This is a genomic window from Streptomyces sp. NPDC093111, from assembly GCF_040683955.1.
Classification (GTDB): domain Bacteria; phylum Actinomycetota; class Actinomycetes; order Streptomycetales; family Streptomycetaceae; genus Streptomyces.
Genome location: NZ_JBFBNW010000024.1, coordinates 1 through 14,900 on the forward strand (window position 1 = coordinate 1; position 14,900 = coordinate 14,900).

Genomic DNA, 14,900 nt, shown 5'->3' on the forward strand with positions numbered 1-14,900 from the left:
GTGTGTCGGCTGGGTGGGTGGGGGCTGGGTTTGTGGCCGGGGCCGGTGGGGCGGGCTTGGGTCGGTTCGGGGTGCGCGGGAGTGGAGTGGGGCGGCTGGGCTCGGCTCAGCGGCGGATGGGTTGGCGATGGGCGGGGCTTCAGGCCCCGCTGGTCATTGCCGGAGGGGGGATCGCCTTCGGGGAGGGCGGGCGGTCGAGGGTTCCGGGCCCGAGCCGACCAACGCCGCTCACTTCCCGCCCGAGAGCACCGCCGACCACCTCCCACGTCACACGAGTCCCTCCCCGCCCCATCGAGGGCGGGAAGAGCGGACTTTGCATGACCGGAGGACCGGATGCCTGGATGGCCGGGGCAGGGGAGGGGAGGGAGTCACCTCTCCCGTCACACCAGCCGCCTCCCGTCCCATCGAGGGCAGGGAGGGCGGGGAGAGCGGGCCGTGCACGCCCGTACGGGGTGGAGCGCCATGCAAAGTCCCCCCAACTCGCACGCCCTACGACCGACCTTCGCCTCTCCCGCCACACGAGTCCTCACCCGTCCCATCCCGGCCCGGAATCGCGGACTTTGCATCCCACAGTCCCAGAGTGACCAGCCGGGCCTGAAGCCCAGCCCATCGCCAACCCTTCCGCCGCTGAGCCGAGCCCGACCGCCCCATTCCACTGCCGCGCACCCAGGACAGACCGACGTCCGCCCACCGGCCCCGGCCACAAGCCAAGCCCCCACCCACCCAGCCGACACACACCAAACAAGGCCCGTCGATACCCGGCCCCACCCCCACCGGCCTGACGGCCGCGCACCCACGCCAGCGACTCCCCTACCCCCCGCGTGGCCGGGCCCGCGGCGCTGGAAGGTGCGACTCTCGGAAAGAGGGCGGCCGCACCAGAAGCCCACCCGCACCCCCACCCCGACGAACCCGAGTGACCAGCGCGACCAGGAGAACACCGATGCCCGAGACGCCCGTACCCGCCGCATCCTCCGTACCCGCCGTCCCCGACGTACCCCACGTCCTGGCCGAGCTGGCCGCGTTGGAGGACCCGAAGGCGCGGGCCGTGAACGAGCGGCACGGTGACGACCACGGGGTGAACCTCGGCAAGCTGCGTGCGCTCGCCAAGCGGCTCAAGACGCAGCAGGAGCTCGCGCGCGGGCTCTGGGCCACGGACGACACGGCCGCGATGCTCCTCGCGCTCCTGATCTGCCGCCCCAAGGCGTTCGAGCGCGACGAGCTCGACGCGATGCTGCGGCAGGCCCGTACGCCCAAGGTGCACGACTGGCTCGTCAACTACGTCGTCAAGAAGAGCCCGCACACCGAGGAGCTCCGCGTGGCCTGGTCCGCCGACCCGGACCCCGCCGTCGCCAGTGCCGGCTGGGCCCTCACCACCGAGCGCGTCGCCAAGAAGCCCGACGGGCTCGACCTCCCCGCCCTCCTCGACGTCATCGAGGCAGACATGAAGGACGCCCCCGACCGCCTCCAGTGGGCCATGAACCACTGCCTCGCCCAGATCGGGATCGAGCACCCCGAGTACCGCACCCGCGCGATCGGCATCGGCGAGCGCCTCGAAGTCCTGAAGGACTACCCGACCTCCCCGGGCTGCACGTCCCCCTTCGCGCCCGTCTGGATCGCCGAGATGGTCCGCCGCCAGACGGCGTGACGCGGCCGTCCGGGTGGACGCCGTCCTCCGAACGGCGGGGTGGGCGTAGCGGGCTCGGCCCCGGTCCTACGGTGCTCGCGTCCGCATCGGTGTGATCATGTGTCGAATCCGGAGTGAGTGCCCATGGTGGAATCCGGCCCCCCGACAGCGTCGTCAGCGTCGGCAGCGGCGGCTGCGTCGTCCAAGGCACCCTCCGGGGTCCTCGCGGCGACGTGCGTCTCCGCCTTCGTCGTCAACGCGAACACCTCTGCCGTCAGCATCCTTCTGCCCGCCATCAGCGAGGACACCGGCGCCTCCCTCGCCACCCTCCAATGGGCGGTGACCGGCTACTCCCTCGTCGGCGCGGCCGTGATCGTCACCTCGGGCGCGCTCGGTGACATCTTCGGGCGCCGGCGGATCTTCCTCTGCGGCCTGCTGCTGTTCGTCGTCTCCTGCGTGCTGATCGCCCTCGGCGACAGCGGTGCCACCGTGATCGTCGGCCGCGCGATCCAGGGCGCGGCGGGTTCGACGATCCTGGCGTGCGGGCTCAGCCTCCTCTCGGCGGGTACGTCGGGCGACGCGCAGATGCGGGCGGTGTCGCTGTGGGGAGCGGCCTCGGCCGCCGGTGCGGCGGCCGGGCCGCTGCTCGGCGGCGTCCTGGTCGACGTCACCGGCTGGCAGGGCCTGTTCTGGATCGACGCGGGCATCGCCGCCGCCTGCGTACCGCTGACGCTGCGCGCCGTGCCGGAGTCCCGCGACCCGTCGCGGCCCCGTTCCGTCGACCTGGCGGGTACGGTCCTGATCGCCGCCGTGCTCGTCCCGTTCGTGTTCGCCGTGACCGAAGGCGCGGACTGGGGCTGGCTCAGTGCCCCGACCCTGGTGTGCTTCGTGATCTCGGCCGTGGCCCTGGTCGGCTTCGTCCTGGTCGAGCAGCGGGTCAGCACCCCGCTGCTCGACCTGGCGCTCCTCAGGAACCGGATCCTGGTCGGTTCGAGCGTCGCCATCCTCGTGGTCGCGGGCTGCATCAACGCGATCATGTACGTCTGCAGCCTGTACTTCCAGAACCCCGACGGCCTGGGCATGAGCCCCTTGGAGGCCGGCGTGGCCACCTTGCCCGCGGCGGCCGGCATCGTCGTGACCGCGCCCCTGATCACCCGCTTCGTCGACCGGCTGGGCGCCCGTACGGTCATCGCCGGGGGCTTCGGGATCGCGACCGCCGCGTTCGTCGTCTTCGCCTTCGTCAGCGCGTCCTGGCAGTACGCCACGTTCGCCGTCCCGCTCGTCGTGCTCGCCGTCGGCCTCGGGCTCGCGAACGGCCCGTCGTCCTCCGTCGCCACGGCCTGCGTCACCAAGGACCAGGTCGGGGCCGCCTCCGGCATCTCCAACATGGGCCGGTACGTCGGCGCGGCGGTCCTCACCGCCGTCACCGCGGCCCTCTTCGGCTCCGTCTACACCCGCCACCACGCGGCCGGCTCCGCGACGGCGGACGCCCTCGCGGCCGGCTTCTCCCGCGCGGCCATCGGGCTCGCCCTCTTCTGCGCGTTCGGCATCGCGCTGGCCCTCCTGGTCGGCCGCTTCCGTCAGGCGGGCCCGCCGACCGCCGCCCACTACGCCGCCGCGGCGGCCGCGAGCGCCCATACCGTTCCGATCCGGCCGACGAACGGAGCGGGCTCCTGAGACGGCCGGAAAAACGCTCGGAAAAAAACTTCGGCCGACCGGTCACACGTCCGTCGGGGGCGGTGTCAGAGGGATAGAGCGAGCGAGAAGCGCCCGCCAACGCCCCTCCGAGGAGCCTCCGATGTCCACCACCGCCATCGTCGTCACCGCCGTCGCCGCCTTCATGGCCGGGTTCTCGGGTGCCTCGATCTTCTTCAAGGCGAAGTTCACCGTCGAGCCGCTCGCCGAGTACGGCGTCCCGCGCGCCTGGTGGAACTGGCTGGGCGCCGCCAAGGCGGCCGGCGCGGTCGGTCTGCTCGTCGGCTATGCGATCCCCGCGATCGGGATCGCCGCCGCGATCGGCCTGGTCCTGTACTTCCTCGGCGCCGTGATCACGGTCCTCCGCGCCAAGGCGTACGCCCACGCGGCCTTCCCGCTCGTCTACATGGCCCCGGCGGTCGCGGTCCTGGCCCTGGCGGCGTGACCCGTCAGAGACTCCGCACGAACGAGTCCCACACGGACCGCCCGAAGACGACAGCAGGGCCCTCAGGGGCCTTGCTGTCACGTACGGGGACGAGGCCGGGGAATCCGGGGGCGATTTCGAGGCAGTTTCCGCCGTTGTCCCCGCTGTAGCTGCTCTTGATCCAGATCACGGTGTCCGGCCTTTCGGCAGTCAGCCCCGAAGGGCCCCGATGAATGCGGCCCAAGCGGGGGCGGATGCTTTGAGTACCGGCCCGGTGGGCGCCTTGCTGTCACGTACGGGCACCCAGCCCGCGAACCCGGCAGCGATCTCCACGCAGTTGCCGCCGTCGTTCCCGCTGTAGCTGCTCTTGATCCAGGACGCGTTGTTCAGATCGGGCTGGCGCACGGCGGGGCTCCTCAGTTCCGGATCGACTCGACGAACGTCGCCCAAGCCCGCGCGGACACGGGCAGCACCGGTCCGGTGGGGCGCTTGCTGTCACGTACGGGGACGAGGCCGGGGAATCCGGGGGCGACTTCGAGGCAGTCTCCGCCGTTGGCCCCGCTGTAGCTGCTCTTGATCCAGGTCGCCACGGTCAGATCGCGCCTCTGCATGGTGCCCGTACCCTTCCATCATGTCGCTGATCAGAGCGGCGGACTCGCGGCCCGACAAGCAATCGGCTCTCAGCACATCATAGGTCTGGCTGTGCCGGGCGATGATGGCCGGATCATCGCTGAAGTGGCCGCCGTCGAGCGATTCCGAGTACACCCATTGGTGCCCGTCAGGCAGCAGGATCAGGGACATCGACGCGTCCGGGCGGTCGATGCCGGGCTGGCTGAACGGTGCAACCTGGACACGGACGTTGGGGAGCTGGCCCACGTCCAGCAAGTGAGCACACTGCTCGCGCATCACATCCGCGCCTCCCATCATGTTGCGGAGGCAGCTCTCGTCCAGCACCGCGATGTACGCCGGACCGCCGGGGGAGAGGAAGCGCTGCTGGCGGCTCAGTCGGGCGCGGACCCGGTCTTCCACTTCCTCTGGGTCTTCCAGCCGTTGCGCGTAGAGAGCGTGGGCGTATGCCGGGGTCTGCAAGAGGCCCGGCACTACCTGGATCTGATACGCACGGATCTGAGCGGCCTGCGCGTCCATCTCCGCCCGCCGCTCGAACCAGTCCGGGTGTTCCACCTGCGGGTACCAGTCGATCCTCCCCCACAGCCGCAGCAGCACCCCGCCCGTGCCCAGGATCCTGTCGCAGGCGCGGGCGAACGACTCCGTGGGCACCCGTTTCGCCGCCTCCACCCTCGCGACCTGTGAGCGGTCACAGGGGATGACGGCGGCCAGGGCTGCCTGGGTCAGGCCCGCTGACTCGCGGTAGTGGCGGAGGAGTTCGCCGAAGACTTCCGCCGTCGTGGCGGCCGACTCGGGTACTGCGATGTGTCTCCTGGTCACTCCGAACCCCCTCGTGACAGCACTCCTTGGCACGCCGCAAGCGTTGTCGTCGCCCCCTCCATTGAGCAACGCTTGGCGCACAGAGAGTAGTCGCCCGATCGGGTGACCGTGAGGTGGAGGAGTGGGCATGGCAGGGCACGAGGAGTGCGGCGCGTACCTGTACGACCCGGCGGCGAGGAAGGTCGGCGAGTACCGGGGGCAGGCCGGGCCGTACGCCATGCTGCGGCCGCTCGGGGGTGGGCGGGAGTGGCAGGCGGATCCGGAGCGGGTGCGGCCGGCGACGCCCGAGGAGCGGCTGAGTGCGGGGGTGCGGGCGGCCAACACGCTGTCGACGGCCTCGTACGAGGTGAGCCGCCCGCCCGTTCCCGTGCCGCACTGTGTGGAGTGCGGCGACCTCGCGCGCTGCCGGGCGGAGGCCCGGGCCCGGTACGACTGGAGTGCCGAGACGGATGCGAACGTCCTGCTGCGGCGGCACCTCCAGGTGGGTCATCCCGAGTGACGGGCGGGGCGCGTGGTCGTTGGCCGCGTCGTGAACATGAAGAAGCCGGCCGTCGCGGCCGCCCTCGTCCTCGCCGCCGTCTCGGTCGCGGTGCCCGCCCATGCCGACGAGGACGGTGATGTCGGCGGAGGCGGCCGTACCTCCGTCGGTGACTGTCTCCAGGAGCTGGTGGACCTGCCGATGTTCGGTGAGGGGTCGGGCAACTACCAGCGGAACTGCTCCAGCGGGAACGTCGTCGCCCACCTCGACCAGTCGGGTGCGGGCAGGTAATTGCCCGCAGGAGCTTTCCTGGGGGTGCTAGGTTCAAAGCTAGAGCCCCTAGGAAGGAGCCCGCATGGTCCGCGCCGGCATCACCGTCGACCGTCTCGTCGAAGCCGCGGCCGAGCTCGCCGATACGGACGGCCTCGACAAGGTCACCGTCTCCGCCCTCGCCCGCCGCTTCGGCGTGAAGGACGCGAGCCTCTACTCGCACATCAAGAACCTGCGCGACCTGCGCGTCCGCCTCGCCCTCCGCGCCTCCGGCGAGATGAACGAGGCCATCGGGGCGGCCGTCGCCGGGCGCTCCGGCAAGGACGCGCTCGTCGCCTTCGCCGACGCCTACCGCGGCTACGCGCTGGCCCACCCCGGCCGCTACGCCGCCACCCAGCAGCGGATCGAGCCGGAGGAGATCGGCGACCCCGCCGTCCTGCTCCGCGCCGTCGAGCTGACGTACGGGATGCTGCGCGGCTACGGGCTCGCCGAGCCCGACCTCACCGACGCGGGGCGGCTGCTCCGGGCGACCTTCCACGGCTACATCCATCTGGAGCTGAGCGGCGGGTTCCACGCCGCCCGGCCCGTCACCGACTCCTGGGCGCGCTCGCTCGACGCCCTGCACACCACCCTGGAGAGCTGGTCATGAACGCCGCCGCCCATGTCCTGCGCGTGCCCGGAGCGACCCTTCGCTACGAGACGCGCGGCTCCGGTCCCGTCCTCCTGCTGATACCCGGTGGCGCGGGGGACGCCGGGCTGTACCAGGGGATGGCGGACCTGCTCGCCGCCGCCGGGTACACGGTCGTCTCCTACGACCAGCGCGGCCTCTCCCGCAGCCCGCTCGACGGGCCGCTCGCCGACCAGCGGGTGGGGGAGTGGGCCGAGGACGCCCGCGCGGTCCTCGACGCGGTCGTGCCGGACGGCGAAGCCGCCTACGTCTACGGCGGCAGCTCCGGCGCGATCGTCGCCCTGGCCCTGCTCGCCGCCCACCCGGGGCGTCTGCGCCGCGTCGTCGCCCACGAGCCGCCCCTGGTGGAACTGCTCGCCGACCCCGGCCCGTACCGCGCCCACTTCGCCGAGGTCCGCGAGCTGCACCGTACGCGGGGGCTCGGGCCCGCGATGGCCCGGTTCGCGGAGACGCCCGACGGGCGGCGGCCGCCGCAGGAGGAGCGGCACGCCGAACTGCCGCCCGCCCTCCGCCCGATGGCCTCCCGCATGGCCGCCAACATGCCCGTCTTCCTGGAGCACGTCCTGTGCCCCTTCTCCTCCTCCGCGCCCGATCTCGACGGGCTGCGCGCCGCCGCCGGGAAGCTGGTCCTGGGGGTCGGCCGGGAGTCGGGCGGTCAGGAGGCGCTGGTGGGGCCGGCCCGGCGGCTCGTGGAGGTGACCGGGGCGGCCGAGCTGGTGTTCCCGGGCGGGCACCTCGGGTGCGTCGAGCGGCCGGAGGAGTTCGCCGAGGTGCTGCTCACCGCCATGCGGCCGTGACGGTCCTGGTGTCCACGCGCATGCCGAGCGGGACCCGCCAGGACTCCACGCACACCGTGTAGGTCCTGGTGCGGGTCTCCCCGGCGGCGATCGGGGCGGGCAGGGGCTGGCTGGAGCCGATGGTGGCCCAGTCGACGCCGAGGGCGCCGATGATGTGCGTCGCGAAGGTGACCGTGCCCGAACGGGTCGCCGTTCCACCGGTGTTGCGGAAGGTGACCGTCACGTTCTCGCACCAGCGCTTGTCCGTGTCGGCGAGCGTCGGCGCGGAGAGGGTGAGCGCGGCGGGCGCGGGCGGGGCCGTGGTGCCCGGGGGTGTGGTGGGGCGGGTAGGGCTGGTGGGGCTCGTTGGCTTCGTACCGGGAGTGCCAGGGGTGCCGGGGGCCGAGGACGGGGGCTTGGGGGCCGGTGTCCCGGGGCCGGGTGCCGCCGGTGCTCCGCCGGTACGGGTCGGGGGCGGTGCCGTGGCCGTACGCCCGGTGCCAGGGGTGCCGGGAGCGTCGGGGGGCGTGCCGTCCGGGATTCCGGCGCCCGTACCGCCCGGTGGGCGGGGTGACGGGGACGAGTTTCCGGAGGTGTCTCCGGTGTTCCCGGGGTCCAGTGGGACGAGGGTCACCGATCCGCTGGGCGCGGCCGCGTCCTTGGGGGAGGTGCCGGCGCCCACCGCCGCGTACCCCTCGCCGTCGTCGCCCGATCCGCAGGCGGTGAGCGCTCCGCCGAGGCAGAGCGCGACCACCACGAGTCCCGGACGTTTCCTTCGCCACGAGCTCACCATGGCCGCCAGTGTGGCTGACGGAGCGTCAGGAAGGAAGCGGGGCGGGAGGGTTCAGTCCGCGATCAAGCCCTCCCGCAGCTGTGCCAGCGTGCGGGTGAGGAGGCGGGAGACGTGCATCTGGGAGATGCCGACCTCTTCGCCGATCTGGGACTGGGTCATGTTCGCGAAGAAGCGGAGCATGATGATCTGCCGCTCGCGGGGCGGGAGTTTGGCGAGCAGCGGCTTCAGCGACTCGCGGTACTCGACGCCCTCCAGGGCGGTGTCCTCGTAGCCGAGGCGGTCCGCGAGGGAGCCCTCGCCGCCGTCGTCCTCGGGGGACGGGGAGTCGAGCGAGGAGGCCGTGTACGCGTTGCCGACGGCGAGGCCGTCGACGACGTCCTCCTCCGACACCCCGAGCACCGCGGCGAGTTCGGGCACGGTGGGGGAGCGGTCCAGCTTCTGCGCGAGCTCGTCGCTGGCCTTGGTGAGGGCGAGGCGGAGCTCCTGGAGGCGGCGCGGGACGCGGACGGACCAGGAGGTGTCGCGGAAGAAGCGCTTGATCTCGCCCACGACGGTCGGCATCGCGAAGGTCGGGAACTCCACGCCCCGTTCGCAGTCGAAGCGGTCGATCGCCTTGATCAGGCCGATGGTGCCGACCTGGACGATGTCCTCCATGGGCTCGTTGCGGGAGCGGAAGCGGGCCGCCGCGTACCGCACGAGGGGGAGGTTGAGCTGGATGAGGGTGTCGCGGACGTAGGTCCGCTCCGGGCTGTCCGCGGCGACGCCGCCGTCGTCCAGGGCGCGCAGCCGCAGGAAGAGGGAGCGCGAGAGGGTGCGGGTGTCGAGGGCCTCGGGGGTGACGGCCGGCGGGGCGACGAGGGTCTCGTCGGGCACGGTCGCCGTGTCCGCGGCGTCCGGCGCCGTCGTCTGGGCGGGCACGCCCGTCGGCGGGGCCGTCTGCGCCATGGCGGCCGCCGGCACGGAGACGGGCGTCTGCACGGACGCGGGCATGGGCGTGAGCGTGAGCACCTTCGAGCTGCCCTGATCTGCGGACATGCCACCCCCTTGAGGTCGCGGACGGTCGTGGCGGCCACGACCAACTGAGGAACGCAGCCTCCACCTGAATACCGGAGGCGGGGCCGCGGCAAACTCGGTTTCGGCAGAATGTCACATGTCGGCAACACGCTGTAGTGACTTGTCGACAAGCCGAGGGCGAATATCCGCAGGAAACAAGGGGTGTGCGGCATTTGGGGTGTCGAAAAACTGCTCCGAAACGGTCTACCCGTCTCAGCTACGCCTCGATCCGATTTGCGGATCTCAGCCGGGCGAAGCTGCGGGCGAGGAGCCTTGACACGTGCATCTGCGAGACCCCGAGCTCCTGACTGATCTGGGACTGGGTCAGGTTGCTGTAGTAACGCAGCATCAGGATCCGCTGCTCGCGCTCGGGCAGCTGGACGAGCAGGTGACGTACGAGGTCGCGGTGTTCGACGCCGGCGAGGGCCGGGTCCTCGTAGCCGAGCCGGTCGAGCAGGCCGGGCAGGCCGTCGCCCTCCTGGGCCGCCTCCAGGGAGGTGGCGTGGTAGGAGCGGCCGGCCTCGATGCAGGCCAGCACCTCGTCCTCGCCGATCTTGAGGCGTTCGGCGATCTCGGCGGTGGTGGGGGAGCGGCCGTGAGCCGTGGTCAGGTCCTCGGTGGCGCCGTTGACCTGGACCCACAGCTCGTGGAGCCGGCGGGGCACGTGGACCGTGCGCACGTTGTCGCGGAAGTAGCGCTTGATCTCGCCGACGACGGTCGGCATCGCGAAGGTCGGGAACTGCACGCCCCGGTCGGGGTCGAAGCGGTCGATGGCGTTGATCAGGCCGATCGTGCCGACCTGGACCACGTCCTCCATCGGCTCGTTGCGGCTGCGGAAGCGGGCGGCCGCGTACCGGACGAGGGGCAGGTTGGCCTCGATCAGGGCCCCGCGCACGCGGTGGTGCTCGGGGGTGCCCGGTTGCAGGTTCTTGAGCTGCCCGAAGAGCACCTGGGTCAGGGCGCGGGTGTCGGCGCCGCGGGTGCTCTGGGGGCGGGGGCGCGGGGTCTCGGGCACCCCGGCCTCGTTCTGGGGCGGGACTTGAGGCGCTGTACTGGCCGGCACGTTCACGCCACCCCTTCATGTCAACTTCGGTCGACTCGTCCGTCAAAAGCGGTCATAGCATCACAAGACATGTCCACTGTGTGCAAGCACCGCATAACCACGTGTTGAGGGCACGTTGGGCGGGTAAACCTTCGGGCCCCCCGCCGAAGGTCGGCGAGGGGCCCGGAAGAAGGGAGGGGTGGAGGGGGCTCAGCCCTCGAACGGGTAGTCGGCGATCACCCAGGTCGCGAACTCGCGCCACTGACCCACGCCCGCCTGGTGCGCCGGGTGCTCCAGGTAGCGCTTGAGCGCGTCCGCGTCCTCGACGGCCGAGTTGATGGCGAAGTCGTACGCGATCGGGCGGTCCGAGATGTTCCAGTCGCACTCCCAGAAGCGCAGCTCCGGGATCTGGGACCCGAGGGCGCGGAAGGCCTCGACGCCCGCCACCACGCGGGGCTCGTCGCGCTGCACGCCGTCGTTGAGCTTGAAGAGGACCAGATGGCGGATCACGGGCGGTACTCCTAGTTGACGAGCTCGGTCATGAACTGGCCGACGCCTTGAGCGGCGCTCGATATGCCTTCGAACCCTACCTGGACGAGATCCGCCGCCCGGGCCGGGGACGTGATGATCGTGTACAGCACGAAAACCACGACCGCATAGAGAGCGATCTTCTTCGCCTGCGCCATTGCTCCGCCCTCCCCTGGCCCGCCTCCGCTGGGCGGTCGCCGAGTCTAGCCCAGGCCCTCCTCACGGGTCCTTTATGGACCAAGGGCCCGGCGATCGGGGCCTTTTGCCGCCTGCCGGACAGGTGGCGGAGGAGCAGTATTGATCTCGAGCCCGGCGGATCTGGCAGGAATTCGCAGGGTTCGAGGAACCGGCCCTCACTGCGGGGTCCGCGCCGCGAGCTTCCCCCCTGACTGCGGCGCAGGACTTGCAGGACCGGTTCTCATCGGGGGGAGCGGCTTGTCCCCCCGATGCCGCTCCCCCCGTCCTACGCCTTCAAGAGCCACCAAGATTGTCATGCCCATGACTTATCTGGCCCATGAAAAAACCTCCCCCGGCCGAAGCCGGGAGAGGTTCTCTGGCGGTAGCGGAGGGATTTGAACCCTCGGTGAGTTTCCCCACACTCGCTTTCGAGGCGAGCTCCTTCGGCCGCTCGGACACGCTACCGAGAGAGAGCTTAGCCCAAAGGCGCCCGTGGATGAAATCCGTATGTCTCCGCAGGTGGGCAACGGCCTCAGCGGTCGCGGAAGAAGGCCGTCAGCTGACGGGAGCACTCCTCCTCCAGCACCCCCTGGACGACCTCGGGACGGTGGTTGAGCCGCCGGTCCCGTACGAGGTCCCAGAGCGAGCCGGTCGCGCCGGCCTTCTCGTCCCAGGCGCCGAAGACCACCCGTTCGACCCGCGACTGGACGAGTGCGCCGGCGCACATCACGCACGGCTCCAGGGTCACCACGAGCGTGCAGCCGGTCAGCCGCCACTCGCCGGTCGCCGCGGCCGCCCGCCGCAGGGCGAGGACCTCGGCGTGGGCCGTCGGATCGCCGGTCGCCTCCCGCTCGTTGTGGCCGAGCGAGAGGACCGTGCCGTCCGGGGAGAGCACGACCGCGCCGACCGGTACGTCACCGGCCAGCGCGGCCTTGTCCGCCTCGGCGAGGGCCTGTCGCATCGGGTCCCGCCAGGGGTCCCGTACGGGGTCGGGGCCCACGCCGGGGCCAGGTACCGCCGGGGGCACTAGCGCACGGCCTCCAGGACGGAGGAGGCGCCGAGGGCCTCCGCGATCTCCCCGAGGGCGTCGCTGTCGAGCGCGAGCAGCTCCCGCTCGGAGACGCCCAGGTCGGCCAGGATGTACCGGTCGCCGACGGGGGCGGCGGGCACGCCCGTCTCCTCGTCGTCCTCGCCGGCCGAGGCGTCGACGGGCTCGCCGTCCTCGGTGCCGTCCAGGTCCAGTGCGTCCACATCGGTGTCAGCGTCGCGCGGGTCGTCGCCGAGGACCTCCGAGGTGAGGATCTCCCCGTACGAGGAGCGGGCCGCCGCGGCCGCGTTCGAGACGAAGACCCGGGGGTCGTCCTCGCCGTCGACGCGGACGACGCCGAACCACGCGTCCTCCTGCTCGATGAACACGATCACGGTCTCGCTGTCGTCCGCCGCGGCCTCCCGGGCCAGATCGGCGATGTCCGACAGGGTCTCCACACTGTCGAGCTCTGTATCGCTCGCTTCCCACCCGTCTTCGGTGCGCGCGAGCAGTGCGGCGAAGTACACCTGACTCTCCCACTGATCAGAGGTGTGATGATCCGGCGGCGCGCTCCTGAAGGCCCCGCCCAATCGGCATCGTGGCAGAAACGGAGCCCTCAGGAGAGGTCTTCGGCTCTTGCGTCGTGCATCAGTCTGAACGACACCGCGATCGGGCGGGCGTGCGACCCCGGCGCACACGGGGGGCGCACGGCAGGCGGGTCAACGGTGCTTCACCCGTGCGTCACCGGGGGAGCAGGCGGCGGGCCACCGGGCGGTCACCGGCGCGTCACCAGCGGAAGGTGCGCATGCGCATGGCCTGCCGCATCCGGGCCGCCCGGGCGCGCCGGGGCTGGACGCGGTCGCGCAGCGCCTTGGCCTCGTTCAGTTCGCGCAGGAACTGGGCGCGGCGCCTGCGGCGCTCCGCGTCGGTCTCCGGGCGGCGCTCCTCGTCGGGAGCCGGTCCGCCGGGCTTGCCTTCCAGGTCGGGCATGGGCCGCATCACCCCAGGACTCGGGTCCGGTACCTGTCCTCCCACCTTCCCTCGACGGCGTGGTTCGACGCCAGTCCCGGCTACTGTGGAGGCATGCGTCTCCACGTCGTCGATCACCCGCTGGTCGCTCACAAGCTCACCACGCTGCGCGACAAGCGCACGGACTCCCCGACCTTCCGCCGGCTCGCCGACGAGCTGGTCACGCTGCTCGCCTACGAGGCGACCAGGGACGTGCGCACCGAGCAGGTCGACATCGAGACCCCCGTGACGCCGACGACCGGTGTGAAGCTGTCGTACCCGCGTCCGCTGGTGGTCCCGATCCTGCGGGCCGGCCTCGGCATGCTCGACGGCATGGTGCGGCTGCTGCCGACGGCCGAGGTGGGCTTCCTCGGCATGATCCGTGACGAGGAGACGCTGGAGGCGTCCACGTACGCCTCGCGGATGCCGGAGGACCTGTCCGGCCGCCAGGTGTACGTCCTGGACCCGATGCTCGCGACCGGCGGCACGCTGGTGGCGGCGATCCAGGAGCTCATCAAGCGCGGGGCCGACGACGTGACCGCGGTCGTGCTGCTCGCCGCCCCGGAGGGCGTCGAGGTCATGGAGCGCGAGCTGGCGGGCACGCCGGTGACCGTCGTGACGGCCTCGGTCGACGAGCGCCTCAACGAGAACGGCTACATCGTCCCGGGCCTGGGCGACGCGGGCGACCGCATGTACGGGTCCGCCGACTAGTCCGCGGCTTCGTGGACCGGCCGGCCGGTGGACCGGCCGGACCGTAGACCGGTCGGCCCCTGGACCGGCCCGGGTGTCTAACAGTGGCCGGGCAGCGGCTGCTTGGGCTTGTTCAGGGCCACGAGCGCCGCGTCCGCCGCGGCCTTCGGGTCGAGGGTCTTGAAGGCCGTACCGATGATCAGGTCGACGTCCGCCGTGGTGCGGGCGTCGACCTTCGTCGTCGCGGCCTTCAACTGGGTGCCGAGCACGGAGAAGCTGCCCTTGGTGGCGGCGGGGGCGCCGAGCAGCATCCCGGAGCCGGGGACCTTCTTGTCGTACGCGGCCGGGGCGTTGCCCACCTTGCCGATGGCGAAGCCGCGCTTCTTCAGCTCGTCCGCGGTCGTCTTGGCGAGCCCGGCGCGCGGGGTCGCGTTGTAGACGTTGACCGTGATCTGGCCGGGCTTGGGCAGGGCGGTGGCGGGCGGTGCGCTCGCCTTGGCGACGGGCTTGCAGTCGGCCTGCTTCCCGGCGGCCGTGGTGGTCTTCCCGTCGCCTCCGGTGAAGACCTCGACCAGCTGCAGCGTCCCCCAGCCCGCCGCACCGAGCACGAGCGCTCCGGCCGCGGCTGTGAGGATGATCCTGCGCCGGCGGTGGGGGCGCCGCATGCGCGGGTAGACATCGCCCGTGATGCGGTACTTTCCGCCCATTCCGGGGGGAGTGAGCATGCTCATGAACGCAGCGTAATGCCGCCCGTGGGCGATGCCTACTGGATGATCATGTGATCGCGTCCGGATGGGGTCGAAGAGGCCCCGAAAGGATCAGTGGGGGAGCGCCCGGGGGGTGCCGGCGGAGCGGCCGACGGTCAGTCCATCTCCAGCACGCGGGCGTGCAGCACCTGGCGCTGCTGGAGCGCGGCGCGGACCGCGCGGTGCAGGCCGTCCTCCAGGTAGAGATCGCCCCGCCACTTCACGACGTGCGCGAAGAGGTCGCCGTAGAAGGTCGAGTCCTCGGCGAGGAGGGTCTCCAGGTCCAGCTGGCCCTTGGTCGTCACGAGCTGGTCGAGGCGGACCGGGCGCGGGGCGACGTCCGCCCACTGCCGGGTGCTTTCCCGGCCGTGGTCGGGATACGGCTTTCCGTTACCGATGCGCTTGAAGATCACACGGAAAGCCTACCGGGCGACC

The 14,900-nt window shown here is 71.7% G+C and carries 21 protein-coding genes, 1 tRNA gene and 1 pseudogene; 8 read left to right on the forward strand and 15 right to left on the reverse strand.

Features of this window, described 5'->3' with window-relative positions:
- Positions 1-940 precede the first annotated feature (940 nt).
- From AB0Q96_RS32760 to AB0Q96_RS32770, 3 genes are all read left to right on the forward strand, one after another.
- Entirely contained in the window at positions 941-1,645 is a 705-nt protein-coding gene (locus AB0Q96_RS32760) for a DNA alkylation repair protein (RefSeq protein WP_365331900.1), read from the forward strand.
- Between the two features lie 123 nt (positions 1,646-1,768).
- A complete protein-coding gene (locus AB0Q96_RS32765; protein ID WP_365331902.1) occupies positions 1,769-3,301 on the forward strand; it encodes an MFS transporter in 1,533 nt (510 codons plus the stop codon).
- 121 nt (positions 3,302-3,422) lie between these two features.
- Positions 3,423-3,764 (forward strand): DoxX family protein, encoded by a 342-nt coding sequence (locus tag AB0Q96_RS32770; RefSeq protein ID WP_046911660.1) that lies wholly within the window; start codon positions 3,423-3,425, stop codon positions 3,762-3,764.
- 4 nt (positions 3,765-3,768) lie between these two features.
- Here the strand turns inward: AB0Q96_RS32770 and AB0Q96_RS32775 are convergent, their stop codons facing one another.
- From AB0Q96_RS32775 to AB0Q96_RS32790, 4 genes and pseudogenes are all read right to left on the reverse strand, one after another.
- The gene (locus AB0Q96_RS32775) at positions 3,769-3,933 is read right to left on the reverse strand and encodes a DUF397 domain-containing protein (RefSeq protein WP_365331904.1); all 165 of its coding nucleotides are present in this window, start codon (positions 3,931-3,933) and stop codon (positions 3,769-3,771) included.
- Positions 3,934-3,953: 20 nt separating this feature from the next.
- Complete coding sequence (locus AB0Q96_RS32780; protein ID WP_365331906.1) at positions 3,954-4,148, reverse strand: DUF397 domain-containing protein; 195 nt, start codon at positions 4,146-4,148, stop codon at positions 3,954-3,956.
- Positions 4,149-4,159: 11 nt separating this feature from the next.
- Positions 4,160-4,270 (reverse strand): annotated as a pseudogene (locus AB0Q96_RS32785) (DUF397 domain-containing protein); the annotation flags it as partial.
- Positions 4,239-5,189 carry a helix-turn-helix transcriptional regulator gene (locus AB0Q96_RS32790; RefSeq protein ID WP_365331908.1) on the reverse strand — a complete coding sequence of 317 codons (951 nt, stop codon included), beginning with the start codon at positions 5,187-5,189 and terminating at the stop codon, positions 4,239-4,241. The gene AB0Q96_RS32790 and the pseudogene AB0Q96_RS32785, both read right to left, overlap by 32 nt.
- A gap of 127 nt (positions 5,190-5,316) precedes the next feature.
- On the opposite strand from AB0Q96_RS32790, the gene AB0Q96_RS32795 reads away from it, so the two are divergent.
- The 4 genes from AB0Q96_RS32795 to AB0Q96_RS32810 all read left to right on the forward strand — a co-directional run bounded on the left by AB0Q96_RS32795 (position 5,317) and on the right by AB0Q96_RS32810 (position 7,422).
- Positions 5,317-5,688, forward strand: coding sequence for a hypothetical protein (locus tag AB0Q96_RS32795; RefSeq protein ID WP_365331910.1), 372 nt, complete (start codon positions 5,317-5,319; stop codon positions 5,686-5,688).
- A 12-nt stretch (positions 5,689-5,700) separates the two neighbouring features.
- The gene (locus AB0Q96_RS32800; RefSeq protein ID WP_365331912.1) at positions 5,701-5,958 is read left to right on the forward strand and encodes a hypothetical protein; all 258 of its coding nucleotides are present in this window, start codon (positions 5,701-5,703) and stop codon (positions 5,956-5,958) included.
- A gap of 64 nt (positions 5,959-6,022) precedes the next feature.
- Entirely contained in the window at positions 6,023-6,586 is a 564-nt protein-coding gene (locus tag AB0Q96_RS32805) for a WHG domain-containing protein (RefSeq protein ID WP_365331914.1), read from the forward strand.
- Positions 6,583-7,422, forward strand: coding sequence for an alpha/beta hydrolase (locus AB0Q96_RS32810; protein ID WP_365331916.1), 840 nt, complete (start codon positions 6,583-6,585; stop codon positions 7,420-7,422). The genes AB0Q96_RS32805 and AB0Q96_RS32810 overlap by 4 nt, the downstream gene beginning before the upstream one ends.
- On the opposite strand, the gene AB0Q96_RS32815 is transcribed toward AB0Q96_RS32810, so the two are convergent.
- From AB0Q96_RS32815 to AB0Q96_RS32855, 9 genes are all read right to left on the reverse strand, one after another.
- Positions 7,403-8,194 (reverse strand): hypothetical protein, encoded by a 792-nt coding sequence (locus tag AB0Q96_RS32815; RefSeq protein WP_365331918.1) that lies wholly within the window; start codon positions 8,192-8,194, stop codon positions 7,403-7,405. The two genes, AB0Q96_RS32810 and AB0Q96_RS32815, sit on opposite strands and share 20 nt — an antisense overlap.
- 51 nt (positions 8,195-8,245) lie before the next feature.
- Complete coding sequence (locus AB0Q96_RS32820; protein ID WP_365331920.1) at positions 8,246-9,229, reverse strand: SigB/SigF/SigG family RNA polymerase sigma factor; 984 nt, start codon at positions 9,227-9,229, stop codon at positions 8,246-8,248.
- A 235-nt stretch (positions 9,230-9,464) separates the two neighbouring features.
- Complete coding sequence (locus tag AB0Q96_RS32825; protein WP_365331922.1) at positions 9,465-10,310, reverse strand: RNA polymerase sigma factor SigF; 846 nt, start codon at positions 10,308-10,310, stop codon at positions 9,465-9,467.
- 189 nt (positions 10,311-10,499) lie between these two features.
- A complete protein-coding gene (locus AB0Q96_RS32830) occupies positions 10,500-10,799 on the reverse strand; it encodes a Dabb family protein (protein WP_329422435.1) in 300 nt (99 codons plus the stop codon).
- A gap of 11 nt (positions 10,800-10,810) precedes the next feature.
- The gene (locus AB0Q96_RS32835; protein ID WP_164986384.1) at positions 10,811-10,975 is read right to left on the reverse strand and encodes a hypothetical protein; all 165 of its coding nucleotides are present in this window, start codon (positions 10,973-10,975) and stop codon (positions 10,811-10,813) included.
- Between the two features lie 396 nt (positions 10,976-11,371).
- A tRNA-Ser gene (locus tag AB0Q96_RS32840) sits at positions 11,372-11,459 on the reverse strand.
- Positions 11,460-11,526: 67 nt separating this feature from the next.
- Entirely contained in the window at positions 11,527-11,955 is a 429-nt protein-coding gene (tadA, locus tag AB0Q96_RS32845; RefSeq protein ID WP_365332061.1) for a tRNA adenosine(34) deaminase TadA, read from the reverse strand.
- Positions 11,956-12,020: 65 nt separating this feature from the next.
- Positions 12,021-12,548: a hypothetical protein gene (locus AB0Q96_RS32850; protein ID WP_365331924.1), complete on the reverse strand. Its 528-nt coding sequence runs from the start codon at positions 12,546-12,548 to the stop codon at positions 12,021-12,023.
- Positions 12,549-12,807: 259 nt separating this feature from the next.
- Positions 12,808-13,011: a hypothetical protein gene (locus AB0Q96_RS32855; RefSeq protein ID WP_361168009.1), complete on the reverse strand. Its 204-nt coding sequence runs from the start codon at positions 13,009-13,011 to the stop codon at positions 12,808-12,810.
- A gap of 93 nt (positions 13,012-13,104) precedes the next feature.
- Between AB0Q96_RS32855 and upp the strand changes: the two genes are divergently transcribed.
- A complete protein-coding gene (gene upp, locus AB0Q96_RS32860) occupies positions 13,105-13,740 on the forward strand; it encodes a uracil phosphoribosyltransferase (protein WP_365331926.1) in 636 nt (211 codons plus the stop codon).
- Between the two features lie 77 nt (positions 13,741-13,817).
- On the opposite strand, the gene AB0Q96_RS32865 is transcribed toward upp, so the two are convergent.
- Both AB0Q96_RS32865 and AB0Q96_RS32870 read right to left on the reverse strand, forming a co-directional pair.
- Positions 13,818-14,450, reverse strand: a complete 633-nt coding sequence (locus AB0Q96_RS32865; RefSeq protein ID WP_365331928.1) for a LytR C-terminal domain-containing protein — start codon at positions 14,448-14,450, stop codon at positions 13,818-13,820.
- 131 nt (positions 14,451-14,581) lie between these two features.
- Complete coding sequence (locus tag AB0Q96_RS32870) at positions 14,582-14,878, reverse strand: type II toxin-antitoxin system VapB family antitoxin (protein WP_017240525.1); 297 nt, start codon at positions 14,876-14,878, stop codon at positions 14,582-14,584.
- Between the last annotated feature and the right edge of the window lie 22 nt (positions 14,879-14,900).

Coding starts and splice junctions, on each gene's coding strand:
- AB0Q96_RS32760 (WP_365331900.1), top strand. CDS start 941: ATGCCCGAGACGCCCGTACCCGCCGCATCCTCCGTACCCGCCGTCCCC.
- AB0Q96_RS32765 (WP_365331902.1), top strand. CDS start 1,769: ATGGTGGAATCCGGCCCCCCGACAGCGTCGTCAGCGTCGGCAGCGGCG.
- AB0Q96_RS32770 (WP_046911660.1), top strand. CDS start 3,423: ATGTCCACCACCGCCATCGTCGTCACCGCCGTCGCCGCCTTCATGGCC.
- AB0Q96_RS32795 (WP_365331910.1), top strand. CDS start 5,317: ATGGCAGGGCACGAGGAGTGCGGCGCGTACCTGTACGACCCGGCGGCG.
- AB0Q96_RS32805 (WP_365331914.1), top strand. CDS start 6,023: ATGGTCCGCGCCGGCATCACCGTCGACCGTCTCGTCGAAGCCGCGGCC.
- AB0Q96_RS32810 (WP_365331916.1), top strand. CDS start 6,583: ATGAACGCCGCCGCCCATGTCCTGCGCGTGCCCGGAGCGACCCTTCGC.
- AB0Q96_RS32815 (WP_365331918.1), bottom strand. CDS start 8,194: ATGGTGAGCTCGTGGCGAAGGAAACGTCCGGGACTCGTGGTGGTCGCG.
- AB0Q96_RS32820 (WP_365331920.1), bottom strand. CDS start 9,229: ATGTCCGCAGATCAGGGCAGCTCGAAGGTGCTCACGCTCACGCCCATG.
- AB0Q96_RS32835 (WP_164986384.1), bottom strand. CDS start 10,975: ATGGCGCAGGCGAAGAAGATCGCTCTCTATGCGGTCGTGGTTTTCGTG.
- tadA (WP_365332061.1), bottom strand. CDS start 11,955: ATGCGACAGGCCCTCGCCGAGGCGGACAAGGCCGCGCTGGCCGGTGAC.
- AB0Q96_RS32855 (WP_361168009.1), bottom strand. CDS start 13,011: ATGCCCGACCTGGAAGGCAAGCCCGGCGGACCGGCTCCCGACGAGGAG.
- upp (WP_365331926.1), top strand. CDS start 13,105: ATGCGTCTCCACGTCGTCGATCACCCGCTGGTCGCTCACAAGCTCACC.
- AB0Q96_RS32865 (WP_365331928.1), bottom strand. CDS start 14,450: ATGAGCATGCTCACTCCCCCCGGAATGGGCGGAAAGTACCGCATCACG.